Source organism: Pseudomonas sp. SDT291_1_S447 (assembly GCF_054070155.1).
On record NZ_JBSVXS010000020.1, the window covers coordinates 15,870 to 32,187 of the forward strand.

A 16,318-nucleotide genomic window follows, 5' to 3' on the forward strand; every position below is an offset into this window, starting at 1 on the left:
CAGCCACCACTGAGCCCGGTGCAACTGCGCCGCGCACTGATCCATTTGCGACATCGGCTTGCAATTGCACCGGCTCGCACTCATGGCCCAATGCCGGCTGCCGATACATCAGCGCAGACGTCCTCTTGCGTGCGGAGCTCCCATGAAGTTCAAGTCGATCCAGTTTTCCGTTGCCGCCCTGGCCGGCGCCATCGTGCTCAGCGTGGTGGCCGCGCTGGTGCTGTATGCGCTGTTTTCCGGCGCGCGCACGCAAGAAATGGTGCAGCAGCGCACCCAGGCGCAGTTCGAGCAAGTCATCGAACAGCGCCTGACTTCGCTGGCGCAAACCCAGGTCAGCCAGATCCAGCGCGAACTCGAAGCACCCCTGCTGATCGCCGGCGGACTGGTGCGGGTCAACGCCCTGCTCGGCACACCGGGCGCCGATGGCCAGCCACGTCTGACCGTCAGCCGCGAACAACTGATCAGCCTGATCAAAGAAAACGTCGAAAAGAACCCGAAAATTCTCGGCACGTATATCGGCTGGGAAAAAAACGCCCTCGACCACAATGACGCGGCCTACGTCGGCACCAGCGTGATCGGCATCGACGCTGCCAACGGGCGCTTCCTGCCATGGTGGTTCCGCAACGATGACGGCACCCTCGGCCTCGACAAACTGGTCGACGTCGACGATCAGAAGACCCTGTCCACCGGCGTGCGCGCCAGCGAGTACTACCTGTGCTCGAAGGAAACCAAGAAAGCCTGCGTGATCGATCCGGCGCCGTACAAGGTCGGCGACAAGATCGTCATGCTCGCCTCCTTTATTGAACCGATCATGCTCAACGGAGCTTTCCAGGGCATCGTCGGCGCCGACCTGTCGGTGAACTTCATTCAGGAAATGCTCCTCGGCGCCAACCAGAAGTTGTACAGCGGCGCCGGGCAAATGGCCCTGATCGGCGGCAACGGCCGGATCGTCGCGTACACACAGGATCCGAGCAAATTCGGCGAAAAAGTCAGCGACATTCTCGACGCCGAACAGACGGCCACCATGGCCAATCTCAAGCGCGGTGAAGTGACTTACTCGGTCAACAAGGACAAGGGCCGCATCGAGTTGTACCTGCCGTTCGGCATCGGCCAGACCGACGCGCGCTGGACATTGATGCTGCAATTGCCTTTGAACGCCGTTATGGCGGATCTGCAAAAGCTACAGGCCGATCTGGATGCTCAGCGTAAATCCGACACCTTCGGCATGGCCATGGTCGGTCTGCTCATCGCCGGCATTGGCCTGCTGGTGATCTGGCTGGTCGGCCACGGCATCGCCCGACCGCTGAAGCAAATGGTCGCCATGCTCAATGACATTGCTCAGGGTGAAGGTGATCTGACCCGACGCTTGAGCAGTGATCGCAGCGATGAATTGGGCTCGATCGCCAAGGGCTTCAACACCTTTTTGGCCAAATTGCAGGCGATGATCACGCAGGTAGTGACGTCGGTGCAGAGCGTCAGCGATTCCTCGGAACACACCGCTGACATCGCCATTCGCACCAACATCGGCATCCAGAAACAAATGGCCGAGATCGATCAAGTCGCCACGGCGGTACAGGAAATGACCGCCACTGCTCAGGACGTCGCGCGCAACGCGACGCAGGCGGCACAAGCGGCCAGTCATGCTGATCAAGCGGCCAGCCAGGGCATGCAGATTGTCCGTGACACCTCGAACTCGATTGGTGTGCTGGCGGTGGAAATCGGTAAGGCGGTAGACGTGGTGCAGACGCTGGCCAAGGACAGCGAGAACATCAACGCCATTCTCACGGCAATTCGCGGGATTGCCGAGCAGACCAACCTGTTGGCGCTGAACGCGGCGATTGAAGCGGCGCGTGCCGGTGAACAAGGTCGTGGTTTTGCGGTGGTGGCAGACGAGGTGCGCAATCTGGCGCAGAAAACCCAGAAAGCCACCGAAGAAATCCAGAGCATGATTCAGCAACTGCAGCAGGGCACTCGCGATGTCGTGCGGGTCATGGAAGACAGCCAGAACCGCACTGATGAAAGCGTGCAGCACGCGGCGAAAGCGGCTGAGGCGCTGGAAACGATTACTCAGGCGGTATCGGTAATCAACGACATGAACACGCAGATTGCCAGTGCGGCGGAAGAGCAGAGCGCGGTGGCCGATGACATCAATCGCAATGTGATCAACATTGGGCAAGTGGCCAATGAAGTCGCGGGCGGTGCGGATGAGTCGAGTTCGGCGAGTGCTGATTTGACCAAGCTGGCAGAGCAGCAGCGGCGGTTGATCAATCAATTCAAGGTCTGAAAAGCCAAGAGCACCCTAACCCTCTCCCAGAGGGAGAGGGGACTGATTGGGGGATATTGACGAAGTACACCGACTTGAACGCTTTTCACCGAATCCATAATCGCCACGATTTTTCAGGTCGATGCATGACGGTAGACAACTCGGTCAGTCCCCTCTCCCCCCGGGAGAGGGCTAGGGTGAGGGGCTTTTGATCTAAAGGCTTTAACCCGGAGTCAAACATTCCGGCCCGTTGAGCTTGGGATCATTGATCAGATTCGCCAACACCCGCTCACGCAACGCCGCTGGCTCACTGGCCAGCAACCCCTGCAAGACATGCAACGGCGTCTCGGGATCGAGCCACGCCGCCTGCCCCGCCTCATCGAGAATCAACGGCCGCCGCTGACTCGACGCCGGTTGCGTAATCACCGCAGTGCTCAGCCACACCTGCTCCTGCACCGGATAAGCCTCCCAGATCGCCGCGAAAAACAGCGACGATCCCTCCCCCGGCGTCAGCCAGAACGGACGCTTGCGCTGGGTTCCGCGCCATTCGTAAAAACCATTCGCCGGTAGCAGGCAACGACGCTGGCGCAGCGCCTCACGAAACATCGGCTGCTCGGCCACGGTTTCCGCCCGGGCATGCGCCGGGGTTTTCGACAGATCGGTCAGCCACGGCGGCGTCAGCCCCCAACGGGCGCGGGCCAACGTGCGCTGGCCATCTTCAGCGGCTCGCAGCATCAACACCGAATCATTGGGGGAAATGTTCCACTGCGCCTGCTGATCGGCGGGAAAACCTGGCAGGGCCGCGAAATCGCGGTTCCAGCGAAACAGGGCATAACGTCCACACATGGGGCAACACGACTCTGAAGTAAAACGAAGCTCAGCCTAACAGACCAACGTCCCGGGGAAGCTCTCCGGTTCATCGCCGGGCAGCGGCAGCGCGGCATTGTACGCGGTGATCAGCTCGCGGGCGTATTCGGCCTGATCGTTATCCACAGACAAGCCCAACAGACCGAAGATCGGCAGCTCGCCCGTTCCACCGAGCAAATCGCGACCAATCAAGTGCGCTTCGATGCCTTCGCTGGCGAGCATGCCCTTGAGCATTTCACCTTCCATCAGGTTTTCCGGCTCATAGATTCGCTGCATGGGCGCGCCTCACTCGTTTTCGCTGAAGACTTCCAGATGCCATTCCTCTCCATGAACCTGCAAAACGAACGTGATCGGCCGACAACACACCTGACAGTCCTCAATGTAAGTCTGATCTCCACCGGACAGGTCCAGCGTCGTCTCTACTACTTCCCCACAATAAGGACATTCGTAATCAGCGGTTTCCAGCATCGCGGTCTCCCAAGTGACTTGTGCGTATAATCGCCGGTCTATTTGCAGGGCTATTTTTGTCTGGCTACTTTTTCAGACCGTGCCCCGCGGGTTTTCGATCAAAACCTTTACTTACCCTAGCCGTTTCCAACAAGAGAGCATGATGGGCGAATTCGATGCCATCCGACCTTACGACGACAGCGAAGTACCTGTGGTACTGGCAAGACTGCTCGGCGACAAGGCGTTTCTAGATATCCTCACCCACTTCCGCTTCCCGCGTTTTGCCGGTGCCTTCGGCTGGATGCTCAAACCACTTATAGCCCATCGGCTGCGTCGTGAGTTCGCCGACGTGACGTCGGTGGCGACGTTGCAGGACAAGGTCGAGTCCTACGTCGACCACACCATCGAGCGCGCCACCGACGGCGTGACCTACACCGGTGTCGAGCAATTCAAGTCCGGCAGCGCTTATCTGTTCATCGCCAACCACCGCGACATCGTGATGGACCCGGCCTTCGTCAACTACGCCGTGTACCACGCCGGCCTGCCGACGCCGCGCATCGCGATTGGCGACAACCTGCTGCAAAAGCCGTTTGTCAGCGACCTGATGCGTTTGAACAAGAGCTTTATCGTCCACCGTTCGATCACCGGCCGCCGCGAGAAAATGGCTGCGTATCAACTGTTGTCGGCGTACATCAACCACTCGATCCGCAACGATTGCGCGTCGATCTGGATCGCTCAGGCCGAAGGGCGGGCGAAGGATGGCGACGATCGCACCGAATCGGCGATCCTCAAGATGTTCCACATGAGCCGCAAGGACGAGCCGTTCGGCGAAGTGATCCGCTCGCTGAATGTCACCCCGGTGTCGATCAGCTACGAATACGACCCGTGCGACCAGGCCAAGGCTCGCGAGTTGTACATCCGCGCCACCACCGGCACCTACGCAAAAGCGCCGGGCGAAGATGACGTGAGCATCGCCAAGGGCATCACCGGCTACAAGGGCCGCGTGCACGTGAACTTCGCACCGCCAATCACCGAGCTGTTCGAAGACACCAAGCAATTGGCAGTCGAGATGGACAAGCAGATTCTCGGCGGCTATCGCCTGTTTCCGGTGCATTACCTGGCGTATGCGCAGTGGGCTGACGCCGATCCGCAACTGAACGTGCCGAAAGCTGCCGAGGTGTTCCCGGCGGATGAACTGGCCAAGGCGCAGGAAGAATGGCAGAGCCGGCTGGATGCGTGCCCTGCAGAGCACCGTCCGTATCTGGTGCTGCAATACGCGACGCCGGTGCGTAATCAGTATCGGGTCAAGGCTGGGTTGCCGCTTTAAGCGGTTTCCACCTGACGCAAAAACGGCGCCTTCGGGCGCCGTTTTTTATGCCTGAAGCTTTCAGAAGCGCGTGCTGATCCAGGAAACGATCAGGGCCAGAGCGAGGCAAGCAAAACCGAAGCGATAGAAAAACCGGTTCATGCGCAAGGTCGCCCAGTCCAGGATCGGCTCGGCATTCGGCTGCGCCTGACGCTGGGCGGCAATGCTGGCCATCGCGCGCTGTTCACGGCGGCGAGTGGCGTGCAGCAGCCAACTGCCCGGAAACGCCAACAGCAGCGCCAGCAAGTTGATCAACTTGGCGGGATGGGCGGTAAACAGCGTCATCAAGTGCAGCGACATCACAGACCTCTATCTGAACCGGTATGGCAGACGCCAGATCGACGACCGCGGCGCGGATTCTACCGAAACCCGAGCGCCCTGCCCCAGGCTTTGCGACAAATTACCTGACAATCGACCGATGGCTGTCCTGTGTCACGGCTTCGTCATGTGGATACACCAAGATGCGCGCCTCGAAACGCACATGGAACGCGACATGCTTCACGCTGAAAACCAGGATCGTCTGTACCTCATCACCCCCTACGACGAACAACAGAGCCTCGTCGGCAGCCTTGCCTTCAATGTTCAGGATCGCCATTGGCTGGTGTATTGCGCACTCGGCGGGCATCAGCATGCGGATTTGCCGGAGACGGATTTGTTGACGGGCGTTAGCGTTCTCGATTTCTACTCGCAGGCAGCTTGAAAAATCAAAAGCGCCCTCACCCTAGCCCTCTCCCGGAGGGAGAGGGGACTGACCGAGTTGTTTATTCGAGATACATCGACCTGAAAAACTCGAGTTGAACTCCGGTTCTGAAAAGCCCCCGATCGGCTCCCGTTCCCCCTCGCCCCTTGGGGGAGAGGGCTGGGGTGAGGGGGATCGGTCGTTCATCCAACACAAATTCCAACCCTGACACCCACAAAAAAGCCCGAAACCATCACTGGTCCCGGGCTTTTTCACATCCGCCGAAAACTTACTCGGCCAGAACCTGACCCACGGTCGGATCCTTGAACAGACGCGTCAGCGCATCGCTCAACACATCGCTGACCAGTTTGGTGTTGGTTTCCTGGTTCGGCGCCATGCCGAAACGCTGGTCCAGCGAAGCGCCGTAACGACCGCTGTAACGGCGGTTGGCGTTCTGCACGTCGGAGCGGAAGGTCGCGCCGATAGTCGCTTCGGTCACGTACATGCCTTCTTTCGGCGACTGATACTTCAGCTCGGCCAGGGTCACGGTCAACTGCGGAGCATTCGGCGCATTGTTGGTCGGGGTGAAACCGAGCAGACGCACGGCAGCTTCAGCCTGAGCCTGCAGCTTCGGCAGGATCTGCTCGCGCTGCACGGTGATGGCGCTGGTTTCCGGGTACAGACCGCCACGGGTACCGAGGGTTGGCGACGGACGACCGTCAACCACACGCACGACGACTGGCTGACCACGGCCGACCGCTGGCAGCTGGGTGGTCAGCTTCGGCTCCGGGTTCAGTTGTTGCGGGCTGTGGGCGCAGCCGGCCAGGGTCAAACCGGCCACAGTGATCAAACCGAACAACAGGCGTTGCAACATGCTCTTCTCTCCAGAATCAGGCACAAACAGGCCGGCAGTATAGCGGTGGGCCACTGCGGGTAACCAGCGCCCGGCAGCGAATACTGAAATGTCTGACAAACCCTTGGGAAAGCGGTTCCTGTCACAGATTATTCACCCGCCATACACGTTGACGTCACGGCGCCTTGGCAACCTTGCAATCAGTCCCCCACAAGGTACTCAACCATGCGTTATCTGATCTCGTTGTTCGCACCGCGCCCACTGCATCGCAGCTTCGCCCTGCTCGACCGCAACGGCCATTGCCAGGCTTTCAAGCAGTGCAGCCTGCAGCCGATGGGTGACGGTTGGGTGGAAATCGAAGAAATCCGCCTCAACTGGTTGCACCAGCCACTGCCCGCCAGCGCCCGCGTCATAGCGTCGCAGCCCCGTGCACGCGCGCAAGCGATGTTGAGCATCTGACCGGATGCCTAATAAAAGTCATTAAACACGAGCAACTGCCCGCATTTCTTCGATACAATCTCCCCCCGATTATAAGGACGTCTCCTGATCGGGCCCCGCAACAGCGTCAATGCGCATGCATTTGACATCAAAATCGCCCACAGAGAGCCGCCCACACAGATCGAGTGAAGTTGGCGCGCTTGCCTGTTCTTCCGGCAAAAACCCCGCTTTTCGCGAATCTGCAGAGCTGTCATGACGCTCGGCCACCGCGTTGTTTTTGCCCTCGGGCAAGGTGCCAGGCCTGGACAGCCCTTTTTTGAGGTTCACGTCTTCAAAAGAGCGTGAAAAAAACGGGTTTTCACAACTTCACAAGAGTGTGGCGAGCAAATGAAAAGTTTTGCGTCTGAACATGCACCATTAGCGTCTGAAACAGCCCAACGACACAGGACCGGGTATACCTCGAATATCGGAGCCTGAAGCCTGTCCGCTACGGATTTGGTTGCACAAAAACGGATGTCTCGACCATAAGTCGAATTGCCAGCTGCGTGCTGAAATGAGTTCATGGAGCTCTTGAAAGCCAAGCCGCATACATCCGTCGAAGTTGCGAAAAATTGCGAATATTCGGACATGGCGAACCTGACCACGGATAGCCCGGACATCATTGACCTGTTCCGGAACGCCTGGCAGCCATGCCGACAATTTGGTGCTGCAGATTTTGGAGACGCGTTAAATGGCGCATAACGAAGCAGTCGACGTAGTTCTGGTTGGGGCGGGCATCATGAGTGCCACCCTGGCCGTGCTGCTCAAAGAGCTCGACCCCGCGATCAAGCTGGAAGTCGTCGAGCTGATGGATTCCGGTGCTGCCGAGAGTTCCAACCCTTGGAACAACGCCGGTACCGGCCACGCCGGCCTGTGCGAGCTGAACTACACGCCGCAAGCCGCCGATGGCACTGTCGACATCAAGAAAGCCGTGCACATCAACACCCAGTTCGAGGTGTCGAAGCAGTTCTGGTCGTACCTGACCAAGAAAGGCACCTTCGGCTCGTGCAAATCCTTTATCAGCCCGGTGCCGCACCTGAGTTTCGTCCAGGGCGACAGCGGCGTGTCTTTCCTCAAATCGCGCTTCGACGTGTTGAGCAAGCACCACGCTTTCGCTGACATGGAATACACCGAAGACAAGGGCAAAATGGCCGAGTGGATGCCACTGATGATGCCGGGCCGCTCGCCGGACGAAGTGCTCGCTGCCACTCGCGTGATGAACGGCACCGACGTCAACTTCGGCGCCCTGACCAATCAGTTGCTCAAGCACCTGACCAGCGCTCCCGACACTCAAGTCAAATACTGCAAGCGCGTCACTGGTCTCAAGCGTAACGGCAGCGGCTGGACCGTCAGCATCAAGGACGTCAACAGCGGCAGCACGCGTGAAGTCGATGCCAAGTTCGTTTTCCTCGGCGCGGGTGGCGCGGCGTTGCCGTTGCTGCAGGCTTCGGGCATCGAAGAAAGCAAAGGTTTCGGCGGCTTCCCAATCAGCGGCCAGTGGCTGCGTTGCGACAATCCGGAAGTGGTCAAGCATCACCAAGCCAAGGTTTACAGCCAGGCGGCCGTGGGTTCGCCACCGATGTCGGTGCCGCACCTGGACACCCGCGTAGTCGACGGCAAGAAATCCCTGCTGTTCGGGCCATACGCCGGTTTCACCACCAAGTTCCTCAAGCACGGCTCCTTCATGGACCTGCCGCTGTCGGTTCGCGCCGGCAACATCGGGCCGATGCTGGCCGTGGCGAAAAACAACATGGACCTGACCAAGTACCTGGTCAGCGAAGTGATGCAGTCGATGGAACAGCGTCTGGATTCCCTGCGCCGTTTCTACCCGGAGGCGAAAGCCGAAGACTGGCGCCTGGAAGTGGCCGGCCAACGGGTGCAGATCATCAAGAAAGACCCGAAAAAGGGCGGCATCCTGCAGTTCGGTACCGAACTGGTTGCGGCCAAGGACGGCTCGCTCGCCGCCCTGCTCGGCGCTTCGCCAGGTGCGTCGGTGACCGTTTCGATCATGCTCGAACTGATCGAGAAGTGCTTCCCGGCCAAGGCCAAGGGTGAGTGGGCTGGCAAACTGGCCGAGATCTTCCCGGCCCGTGAAAAGGTGCTGGAAACCGATGCTGCGCTGTATCGCAAGATCAACACGCAGAACAACATCGCGCTGGAGCTGGTTGAAGAAAGCAGCGAGACCCCAAGCTACGCTTGATCTTGCCGCATAAAAAACGCCCCGTACTCAGTGAGTGCGGGGCGTTTTTTTATGCTTGGGAAAAGTCTCAGGTGCGGGACTTTTCGATCAGCTCGATGTAGTCCGGGGCGTTGCGCTGATCGGCGATCAGCTCAACGAAGGTCTTGCCCTGTTCGTCCTTGCCATCGACGTCGTAGCCAGCCGCAACGAAGAAGCCCAGAAAGCGCTCGAAGTCGTCGATACGCAGGCCACGGTAAGCCTTGATCAGTTTGTGCAGCGACGGCGAAGTGGCGTCGACCGGCTCAAAATCGAGGAACAGCTTGATCTGCTCATCGCCGATCTCGTCACCAATCACTTGTTTCTTATCTTTACGCATTGCCGACTCCAGCTCGCAGACATTACACGGGGCGGGCAGTTTACCCCTGCCCGGCCGCCCGGCTCAACGCGATCGCACCGCCCCGGTGTGCAAATCGGCCCAGATATGGCCATTGGCGTAACTGAGGAACTGCACATACACGGTGTCATTGCGCAGCAGATCGATGATCACGCGGTATTGGGCCAGTGGATAAAACAACGTCAGGGTCTTGCTCTTGTCGTCGTAGATCGGTTTTTTCAGGCTTTTGCTTTCGCCGTCGAAATTGACCAGCACCTGAGTGATGGTCGCGCCCTTGTTCAGGGATTTGCCCTTGAGGCGGATCATCAGCGATGAAGTAACCGGAATCGGCTGCTGATTGGACTGGCGTTGCGCGCCGACGACCACCGAGTAATCGGTGACCTGCAACAGTTGCTGCTGTTCAGGCTCGGCATCGCGCACCGTCAGATCGTCCGGCGGCAGGAATTGGCTGTGCATTGGCGCGGCGGACAGCGGCAGGCTGAGAGTCAGCAACAGGGCGGCAAAGCTGCGGATCAAGAGGCTCATGGCTGGCTCCGGGGACGGGCCGAGCACTCTAGCATGGGATTAAAAGCAAAAGATCGCAGCGTTCCGCAGCTCCTACATCGAACCTGTAGGAGCTGCCGAAGGCTGCGATCTTTTGATCTTGCTTACATGCCTTTAACGGCAAAGATCCCGTTGGCGTTGCGCCAGTAGCCTTTGTAGTCCATGCCGTAACCGAAGATGTAACGGTCGATGCACGGCAGGCCGACGAAATCGGCTTTCAGGTCAGGACGCGCCTTGCGGTCGTGATCCTTGTCGATCAGTACGGCAGTGTGCACTTTGCGCGCGCCAGCGTGTTTGCAGAAGTCGATGATCGCGCCGAGGGTGTGACCTTCGTCGAGGATGTCGTCGATGATCAGCACGTCGCGGTCGATGAACGAGACTTCCGGCTTGGCTTTCCAGAACAGGTCGCCGCCGCTGGTTTCGTTGCGATAACGGGTCGCGTGCAGGTAGGACGCTTCCAGTGGGAAGTGCAGATGGGTCAGCAGCTTGCCGGAGAAGATCAGGCCGCCGTTCATCACGCAGAACACCACCGGGTTGCTGTCAGCCAGTTGTTCGTTGATTTGTGCACCGACACGGGCGATGGCCGCCTCGACTTCAGCTTCGGTGTACAGGCAGTCAGCCTCTCGCATGATTTGACGGATATGCTCGAGATCAGCGGACATGGCGCTCTCCAGGGGTTGGCGGAATTGGAAAAGCGGGCAAAGGTACGCATCCATCGAGGCCGAATCAAGCCTTTATGGACTAACGTACAGAATGTCCTATAGGACATCACCCTCGGATAGATTAATCTAGGCCGGTTTTTTTGCCCGCCGCCGGAGTTTTTCCATGCCCATCCTCGAGATCCGCCATCCGCTGATCCGTCATAAACTCGGCCTGATGCGCCGCGCCGATATCAGCACCAAGAACTTCCGTGAGCTCGCTCAGGAAGTCGGCGCCCTGTTGACCTATGAAGCTACAAAAGATTTGCCGCTGGAGTCCTACGATATTGCAGGCTGGTGCGGCACCGTGTCGGTCGAAAAGATCGCCGGAAAGAAGATCACCGTCGTGCCGATCCTGCGCGCCGGCATTGGCATGCTCGAAGGTGTGCTGAGCCTGATCCCGGGTGCCAAAGTTTCCGCTGTGGGCGTTGCCCGTAACGAAGAAACCTTGCAAGCGCATACCTATCTGGAAAAACTGGTTCCGGAAATCGACGAACGGTTGGCGATGATCATCGACCCGATGCTCGCCACCGGCAGTTCGATGGTTGCGACCATTGACCTGCTGAAGAAAGCCGGCTGCAAAGATATCCGCGCCATGGTGCTGGTGGCCGCGCCGGAAGGCATTGCTGCAGTAGAAAAAGCTCACCCGGACGTGACCATCTACACCGCGTCCATCGATGAGCGCTTGAACGAGCACGGTTACATCATCCCAGGACTTGGCGACGCCGGTGACAAGATCTTCGGCACCAAGCAGAAGGACGCGTGACCATGCAGCAAGAGTTCAACGATCCGCTCTGGCGCACGGTGCTGTCCGGCGCCCAGATGCTGTTCGTGGCTTTCGGCGCCCTGGTGCTGATGCCGCTGATCACGGGCCTGGACCCGAACGTGGCACTGTTTACCGCAGGTCTGGGGACGATTCTGTTCCAGATCGTCACCGGGCGTCAGGTGCCGGTGTTTCTGGCGTCGAGCTTCGCTTTCATCACCCCGATCATTCTCGCCAAGGGCCAGTTCGGCCTTGCCGCGACCATGGGCGGGGTGATGGCGGCCGGTTTCGTCTACACCTTCCTCGGCCTTGCCGTGAAGATCAAAGGCACGGGCTTCATCGACCGTTTGCTGCCGCCGGTGGTGATTGGTCCGGTGATTATTTCCATCGGTCTGGCCATGGCGCCGATTGCCGCAAACATGGCGATGGGCAAGGCTGGCGACGGTTCTGAACTGATCCACTACCAGACCGCAATGCTGATCTCGATGCCGGCATTGCTGACCACGTTGATCGTGGCGGTGTTCGGCAAAGGCATCTTCCGTCTGGTGCCGATCATTTCCGGCGTGCTGGTCGGTTTTGCTATGGCGTTCTATTTCGGTGTCGTTGATACCGCGAAGATTGCCGCAGCGCCATGGTTTGCGATTCCGCACTTCACCGCGCCGGAGTTCAACTGGCAGGCGATTCTGTTCATTGTTCCGGTGGCCTTGGCCCCGGCCATTGAGCACATCGGTGGCGTGATTGCCGTCGGCAGCGTGACCGGTCGTGACTATCTGAAGAAGCCAGGCCTGCATCGCACCCTGCTCGGTGACGGCATTGCCACCACCGCAGCAGGCCTGTTCGGCGGTCCGCCAAACACCACCTACGCCGAAGTGACGGGCGCGGTGATGCTGACCAAAAACTACAACCCGAAAATCATGACCTGGGCGGCGATCTTCGCCATCAGCCTGGCGTTCATCGGCAAGTTCGGCGCCCTGCTGCAAAGCATTCCGGTGCCGGTGATGGGCGGGATTCTGTGCTTGCTGTTCGGTTCGATCGCGGCGGTGGGCATGAACACCCTGATCCGTCACAAGATCGATCTGGGCGAGGCGCGCAATCTGGTGATCGTGTCGGTGACGTTGGTGTTCGGGATTGGCGGTGTGCTGGTCGGCACCGGCACCGGCCCGGACGACTTCGGCCTCAAAGGCATCGCGCTGTGCGCGGTGGTGGCGATTGCGCTGAACCTGATTCTGCCGGGCAATGATGGCTGGAAGAACAAGAAGGCGGATGAGCCGCTGATCTGAACCTTTAGATCTTCATCGCCTGACAGTTAGCTAACGCGAGCAGGCTCACTCCTACAAGGTCAACGCAATACCTGTAGGAGTGAGCCTGCTCGCGATTTGCTTTTAGAGGGCCAGCGGTGCTCTTTCGCAGAGCGTCGCCAAGGCCTTCGCCCATTGCCGGTCATCATTCAGGCACGGCACCAGCACCAACTCCTCGCCCCCCGCTTCGCGGAACTGTTCCTTGCCGCGATCACCAATCTCTTCCAGCGTCTCGATGCAGTCGGCAACAAACGCCGGGCACATCACCAGAATTTTCTTCACGCCGCTTTTCGCCAGTTCATCCAGCCGCGCTTCGGTGTACGGCTCGATCCACTTGGCCCGGCCCAGACGCGACTGAAACGACACCGACCATTTGCCATCCGGCAGGCCCATGCGCTCAGCAAACAACGCCGCAGTCCGCAGGCATTGCGCGCGATAACAGGTCGCCAATACCGCAGGCGAGGCGTTCTTGCAGCAGTCGTCATTCTTGAAGCAATGATTGCCGGTCGGATCGAGTTTGGTCAGATGCCGCTCGGGCAAACCGTGGAAGCTCAGCAGCAAGTGATCGTAATCCTGCTGCAGATGCGGCCGGGCACTTTCAACCAGCGCATCGAGATATTCCGGCTGATCGTAGAACGGCTGCAGCACCGACAGTTGCACGTCGAGGTTCTTCTGCCGAATCACCCGTTTCGCTTCTTCGATCACCGTGGTCGTGGTGCTGTCGGCGAACTGTGGATACAGCGGCGCCAGCGTGATGCGCTTGTGTCCCGCCGCCACCAGCTTGAGCAAACAGGTTTCAATCGATGGCTCGCCGTAACGCATCGCCAGTTCTACCGGGCCGTGGGTCCATTGCGTAGTCATCTGCTGCTGCAGACGACGGCTGAGCACCACCAGCGGTGAACCCTCCTCCCACCAGATCGAGGCATAGGCGTGGGCCGATTGCTCCGGGCGTTTGATCAGGATCAGCGACACCAGCAGACGCCGCACCGGCCATGGCAGGTCGATCACGTACGGGTCCATCAGGAATTGATTGAGGTAGCTGCGCACATCGGCCACCGAGGTAGAGGCCGGGGAACCCAGGTTGACCAGAAGCAAGGCGTGATCGGTCATGCAACGTCCTATTTCAGAGGCGGCTGGAGAGATCGTCCAGGGCCGCACGTAAATCCGTGAACTGGAAAGTGAAACCCGCTTCCAGCAAGCGTGCCGGCATAGCCTTCTGGCCGCCGAGCAACAACAATGACATCTCGCCGAGACCGACTTTCAGCGCCAGCGTCGGCATCGGCATGAACGCCGGGCGGTGTAAAACGCTGCCGAGCGTCTTGGCAAATTCGCGATTGCGCACAGGTTTCGGCGCGCACGCATTATAAGGACCGCTGGCCTGATCGCGGTGCAGAAGAAAATCAATCAGGGCGATTTGATCGTTGATATGAATCCACGGCATCCACTGCCGACCATTGCCCAAAGGCCCGCCCAGCGCGAGTTTGAACGGCAACAACAACCGCGACAAAAAGCCGCCCTCGGCCGACAGCACCAGACCGGTTCGCACCAGCACCACACGGATGCCTTGTGCCTCGGCACGTTGTGCGGTTTCCTCCCAGGCAATGCACAACTGACTGGCGAAATCGTCGATCACCGGCGGCGATTCTTCGGTCAGCTCGCGCTCACCGCCATCGCCGTACCAGCCGATCGCCGAACCGGAAATCAACAATGCCGGTTTCTGCGTGCGGGTTTCGAGCCACGCCAACAGTGTTTCCGTCAACGTGATGCGACTGCTCCACAACAACGCTTTGCGGCGATGGGTCCACGGCCGATCGGCAATCGGTGCGCCGGCCAGATTAATGATCGCGTCCACAGGCTCATCGCCGAGATCTTCCAGACGCGCGATGCCACGCACCTGCGCGCCGCAGATCTTCGCAACTTTTTCCGGCTTGCGACTCCACACCGTCAGGCGATGCCCCTGCCCCGACCAGTGTCGGCAGAGCTGACGTCCTATCAAACCAGTACCGCCGGTCAGCAATATGTGCATGACATCTTCCTCGCGTGGCGTTTAACCCGGATCACTAGTCTATTTTTATAAACAGGGATCTTTTCTATCGGGCAGGCTCTATTGTTTAACCATAGGCCAAGCTGTCAGAACGAGAACGCTAGAAGTTATACCAAAAAACAAAATTGTACAGGTTTCATCCACGGCGTAGTCTGTACAGAAAGGTAAACGAGGCCCCTATGACTGTACCTATCGCAATCATCGGCACCGGCATCGCCGGGCTCTCCGCCGCCCAGGCTTTGACAGAGACCGGGCATACCGTGCAATTGTTCGATAAAAGTCGCGGCAGCGGCGGGCGCATGTCGAGCAAGCGCAGCGACGCTGGCTCGCTGGACATGGGCGCGCAATATTTCACCGCCCGCGACCGCCGCTTCGTCACCGAAGTACAGCGTTGGCAAAGCCAGGGCTGGGTCGCCGAGTGGACGCCGCAGCTCTACACCTATCAGGGCGGGCAGTTGAATCTGTCGCCGGACGAGCAGACCCGCTGGGTCGGTGCGCCGCGCATGAGCGCCATCACCCGTGGCTTGCTTGATGGCCTGGAGGTGCATTTCGCCTGCCGCATCACCGAGGTTTATCGCGGCGAGGAACACTGGCATCTGCAGGACGCCGAGGGCTTTACACACGGCCCGTTCAGCCACGTCGTGATCGCCACGCCGGCACCGCAAGCGACTGCTTTGTTGGCCGCCGCACCGAAACTGGCCGGGGCCGCCGCCGGGGTGAAAATGGACCCGACCTGGGCCGTTGCCCTCGCTTTCGAAACGCCGCTGGATACGCCCATCGAAGGTTGCTTCGTGCAGGATAGCCCGCTCGACTGGCTGGCGCGCAACCGCAGCAAACCGGGACGCGACAACACCCTCGACACTTGGGTACTGCATGCCACCAGCGCGTGGAGCCGGCAACACATCGACCTGTCCAAGGAAGCGGTGATCGAGCAACTGCACGGTGCGTTCGCTGAACTGTTGCACAGCGCGATGCCGGCGCCGAGCTTCAGCCTCGCCCACCGCTGGCTCTATGCGCGCCCGGCGACGGGCCACGAATGGGGCACACTGGCCGATGCTGATCTGGGCCTGTACGCCTGCGGCGACTGGTGCCTGTCCGGGCGTGTCGAAGGCGCGTGGCTCAGTGGCCAGGAAGCTGCAAAACGCTTACACGAACACCTGCAATGAACCGCATCAATCCGCGTAAATTGCTGCTGTCGAAATGGACAGCAGCTCACCCGCAAAACCGTGAAAAACACTTTCTGGTGACCGAGTTGTTTCGCGACGAGGAAGGCACAGTGCTGGAAGTCGAGTTGCAGGCGGTGTTGACCAAGCGTGCTGAACGACTCGATTGGCAGACGCTACAAAACAACGCTGAATGGCTGCAGGGCTGGAAATAACCACCGACCATTGTGGGAGCGAGCTTGCTCGCGAATGCGGATTAACATTCAACAGATGCATTGACTGAC

Annotated in this window: 19 protein-coding genes; 9 read left to right on the top strand and 10 right to left on the bottom strand. The window is 59.3% G+C overall.

All coding sequences use genetic code 11. From position 1 onward, the window contains the following. Nucleotides 1-142 precede the first annotated feature (142 nt). Complete coding sequence (locus ACW9IR_RS09535; RefSeq protein ID WP_457462923.1) at nt 143-2,284, top strand: methyl-accepting chemotaxis protein; 2,142 nt, start codon at nt 143-145, stop codon at nt 2,282-2,284. Between the two features lie 201 nt (nt 2,285-2,485). Here the strand turns inward: ACW9IR_RS09535 and ACW9IR_RS09540 are convergent, their stop codons facing one another. From ACW9IR_RS09540 to ACW9IR_RS09550, 3 genes are read right to left on the bottom strand one after another with little or no spacing between them, the layout of a single operon-like run. After that, nucleotides 2,486-3,109, bottom strand: coding sequence for an SOS response-associated peptidase (locus ACW9IR_RS09540; protein WP_102901149.1), 624 nt, complete (start codon nt 3,107-3,109; stop codon nt 2,486-2,488). Between the two features lie 36 nt (nt 3,110-3,145). Further along, a complete protein-coding gene (locus tag ACW9IR_RS09545; protein ID WP_007912819.1) occupies nt 3,146-3,406 on the bottom strand; it encodes a putative signal transducing protein in 261 nt (86 codons plus the stop codon). Between the two features lie 9 nt (nt 3,407-3,415). Beyond that, nucleotides 3,416-3,598 (bottom strand): CPXCG motif-containing cysteine-rich protein, encoded by a 183-nt coding sequence (locus tag ACW9IR_RS09550; RefSeq protein WP_016985166.1) that lies wholly within the window; start codon nt 3,596-3,598, stop codon nt 3,416-3,418. Between the two features lie 142 nt (nt 3,599-3,740). On the opposite strand from ACW9IR_RS09550, the gene ACW9IR_RS09555 reads away from it, so the two are divergent. Further along, nucleotides 3,741-4,904 (top strand): 1-acyl-sn-glycerol-3-phosphate acyltransferase, encoded by a 1,164-nt coding sequence (locus tag ACW9IR_RS09555; protein WP_457462926.1) that lies wholly within the window; start codon nt 3,741-3,743, stop codon nt 4,902-4,904. Between the two features lie 60 nt (nt 4,905-4,964). Here ACW9IR_RS09555 and ACW9IR_RS09560 read toward each other — a convergent pair whose 3' ends face one another. After that, nucleotides 4,965-5,243: a hypothetical protein gene (locus tag ACW9IR_RS09560; protein ID WP_007912825.1), complete on the bottom strand. Its 279-nt coding sequence runs from the start codon at nt 5,241-5,243 to the stop codon at nt 4,965-4,967. A gap of 193 nt (nt 5,244-5,436) precedes the next feature. Between ACW9IR_RS09560 and ACW9IR_RS09565 the strand changes: the two genes are divergently transcribed. Beyond that, the gene (locus tag ACW9IR_RS09565) at nt 5,437-5,643 is read left to right on the top strand and encodes a hypothetical protein (RefSeq protein WP_008083982.1); all 207 of its coding nucleotides are present in this window, start codon (nt 5,437-5,439) and stop codon (nt 5,641-5,643) included. Nucleotides 5,644-5,911: 268 nt separating this feature from the next. Here ACW9IR_RS09565 and ACW9IR_RS09570 read toward each other — a convergent pair whose 3' ends face one another. After that, nucleotides 5,912-6,496, bottom strand: a complete 585-nt coding sequence (locus ACW9IR_RS09570; RefSeq protein WP_008086137.1) for a YajG family lipoprotein — start codon at nt 6,494-6,496, stop codon at nt 5,912-5,914. 204 nt (nt 6,497-6,700) lie between these two features. On the opposite strand from ACW9IR_RS09570, the gene ACW9IR_RS09575 reads away from it, so the two are divergent. Both ACW9IR_RS09575 and mqo read left to right on the top strand, forming a co-directional pair. After that, the gene (locus ACW9IR_RS09575) at nt 6,701-6,934 is read left to right on the top strand and encodes a hypothetical protein (RefSeq protein ID WP_016987192.1); all 234 of its coding nucleotides are present in this window, start codon (nt 6,701-6,703) and stop codon (nt 6,932-6,934) included. A 709-nt stretch (nt 6,935-7,643) separates the two neighbouring features. Then, on the top strand, nt 7,644-9,152 hold the full coding sequence (mqo, locus tag ACW9IR_RS09580) for a malate dehydrogenase (quinone) (protein ID WP_102901146.1): 1,509 nt from the start codon (nt 7,644-7,646) through the stop codon (nt 9,150-9,152). A 67-nt stretch (nt 9,153-9,219) separates the two neighbouring features. Here mqo and ACW9IR_RS09585 read toward each other — a convergent pair whose 3' ends face one another. The 3 genes from ACW9IR_RS09585 to ACW9IR_RS09595 form a co-directional block, all read right to left on the bottom strand. Beyond that, complete coding sequence (locus ACW9IR_RS09585; protein WP_457462930.1) at nt 9,220-9,507, bottom strand: PA4642 family protein; 288 nt, start codon at nt 9,505-9,507, stop codon at nt 9,220-9,222. Between the two features lie 63 nt (nt 9,508-9,570). Continuing rightward, the gene (locus ACW9IR_RS09590) at nt 9,571-10,050 is read right to left on the bottom strand and encodes a hypothetical protein (protein WP_095123007.1); all 480 of its coding nucleotides are present in this window, start codon (nt 10,048-10,050) and stop codon (nt 9,571-9,573) included. A gap of 122 nt (nt 10,051-10,172) precedes the next feature. Continuing rightward, nucleotides 10,173-10,730: a hypoxanthine-guanine phosphoribosyltransferase gene (locus tag ACW9IR_RS09595; protein WP_064387625.1), complete on the bottom strand. Its 558-nt coding sequence runs from the start codon at nt 10,728-10,730 to the stop codon at nt 10,173-10,175. Nucleotides 10,731-10,893: 163 nt separating this feature from the next. Here ACW9IR_RS09595 and upp point away from each other — a divergent pair, with 163 nt between their 5' ends. Then, nucleotides 10,894-11,532, top strand: a complete 639-nt coding sequence (gene upp, locus ACW9IR_RS09600) for a uracil phosphoribosyltransferase (protein ID WP_007912842.1) — start codon at nt 10,894-10,896, stop codon at nt 11,530-11,532. A gap of 2 nt (nt 11,533-11,534) precedes the next feature. Further along, the gene (locus ACW9IR_RS09605) at nt 11,535-12,809 is read left to right on the top strand and encodes a uracil-xanthine permease family protein (RefSeq protein ID WP_077574503.1); all 1,275 of its coding nucleotides are present in this window, start codon (nt 11,535-11,537) and stop codon (nt 12,807-12,809) included. 102 nt (nt 12,810-12,911) lie between these two features. Here the strand turns inward: ACW9IR_RS09605 and hemH are convergent, their stop codons facing one another. Both hemH and ACW9IR_RS09615 read right to left on the bottom strand, forming a co-directional pair. Further along, complete coding sequence (gene hemH, locus ACW9IR_RS09610) at nt 12,912-13,937, bottom strand: ferrochelatase (protein WP_457462933.1); 1,026 nt, start codon at nt 13,935-13,937, stop codon at nt 12,912-12,914. 13 nt (nt 13,938-13,950) lie between these two features. Then, nucleotides 13,951-14,853, bottom strand: a complete 903-nt coding sequence (locus tag ACW9IR_RS09615) for a TIGR01777 family oxidoreductase (protein WP_457462935.1) — start codon at nt 14,851-14,853, stop codon at nt 13,951-13,953. 197 nt (nt 14,854-15,050) lie between these two features. Here ACW9IR_RS09615 and ACW9IR_RS09620 point away from each other — a divergent pair, with 197 nt between their 5' ends. Both ACW9IR_RS09620 and ACW9IR_RS09625 read left to right on the top strand, forming a co-directional pair. Beyond that, entirely contained in the window at nt 15,051-16,037 is a 987-nt protein-coding gene (locus ACW9IR_RS09620; RefSeq protein WP_457462937.1) for an NAD(P)/FAD-dependent oxidoreductase, read from the top strand. After that, nucleotides 16,034-16,249, top strand: coding sequence for a TIGR02450 family Trp-rich protein (locus ACW9IR_RS09625; protein ID WP_435037996.1), 216 nt, complete (start codon nt 16,034-16,036; stop codon nt 16,247-16,249). Before ACW9IR_RS09620 ends, ACW9IR_RS09625 begins: the two co-directional genes overlap by 4 nt. The last annotated feature ends 69 nt before the right edge of the window (nt 16,250-16,318 follow it).

Bases quoted from the DNA above. Each gene is read 5' to 3' on its own strand.
- hemH (WP_457462933.1), bottom strand. From the start codon at position 13,937: ATGACCGATCACGCCTTGCTTCTGGTCAACCTGGGTTCCCCGGCCTCT.
- ACW9IR_RS09560 (WP_007912825.1), bottom strand. From the start codon at position 5,243: ATGTCGCTGCACTTGATGACGCTGTTTACCGCCCATCCCGCCAAGTTG.
- ACW9IR_RS09585 (WP_457462930.1), bottom strand. From the start codon at position 9,507: ATGCGTAAAGATAAGAAACAAGTGATTGGTGACGAGATCGGCGATGAG.
- ACW9IR_RS09570 (WP_008086137.1), bottom strand. From the start codon at position 6,496: ATGTTGCAACGCCTGTTGTTCGGTTTGATCACTGTGGCCGGTTTGACC.
- ACW9IR_RS09625 (WP_435037996.1), top strand. From the start codon at position 16,034: ATGAACCGCATCAATCCGCGTAAATTGCTGCTGTCGAAATGGACAGCA.
- ACW9IR_RS09605 (WP_077574503.1), top strand. From the start codon at position 11,535: ATGCAGCAAGAGTTCAACGATCCGCTCTGGCGCACGGTGCTGTCCGGC.
- upp (WP_007912842.1), top strand. From the start codon at position 10,894: ATGCCCATCCTCGAGATCCGCCATCCGCTGATCCGTCATAAACTCGGC.
- ACW9IR_RS09540 (WP_102901149.1), bottom strand. From the start codon at position 3,109: ATGTGTGGACGTTATGCCCTGTTTCGCTGGAACCGCGATTTCGCGGCC.
- ACW9IR_RS09550 (WP_016985166.1), bottom strand. From the start codon at position 3,598: ATGCTGGAAACCGCTGATTACGAATGTCCTTATTGTGGGGAAGTAGTA.
- mqo (WP_102901146.1), top strand. From the start codon at position 7,644: ATGGCGCATAACGAAGCAGTCGACGTAGTTCTGGTTGGGGCGGGCATC.
- ACW9IR_RS09590 (WP_095123007.1), bottom strand. From the start codon at position 10,050: ATGAGCCTCTTGATCCGCAGCTTTGCCGCCCTGTTGCTGACTCTCAGC.
- ACW9IR_RS09615 (WP_457462935.1), bottom strand. From the start codon at position 14,853: ATGCACATATTGCTGACCGGCGGTACTGGTTTGATAGGACGTCAGCTC.
- ACW9IR_RS09575 (WP_016987192.1), top strand. From the start codon at position 6,701: ATGCGTTATCTGATCTCGTTGTTCGCACCGCGCCCACTGCATCGCAGC.
- ACW9IR_RS09565 (WP_008083982.1), top strand. From the start codon at position 5,437: ATGCTTCACGCTGAAAACCAGGATCGTCTGTACCTCATCACCCCCTAC.
- ACW9IR_RS09555 (WP_457462926.1), top strand. From the start codon at position 3,741: ATGGGCGAATTCGATGCCATCCGACCTTACGACGACAGCGAAGTACCT.
- ACW9IR_RS09535 (WP_457462923.1), top strand. From the start codon at position 143: ATGAAGTTCAAGTCGATCCAGTTTTCCGTTGCCGCCCTGGCCGGCGCC.
- ACW9IR_RS09545 (WP_007912819.1), bottom strand. From the start codon at position 3,406: ATGCAGCGAATCTATGAGCCGGAAAACCTGATGGAAGGTGAAATGCTC.
- ACW9IR_RS09620 (WP_457462937.1), top strand. From the start codon at position 15,051: ATGACTGTACCTATCGCAATCATCGGCACCGGCATCGCCGGGCTCTCC.
- ACW9IR_RS09595 (WP_064387625.1), bottom strand. From the start codon at position 10,730: ATGTCCGCTGATCTCGAGCATATCCGTCAAATCATGCGAGAGGCTGAC.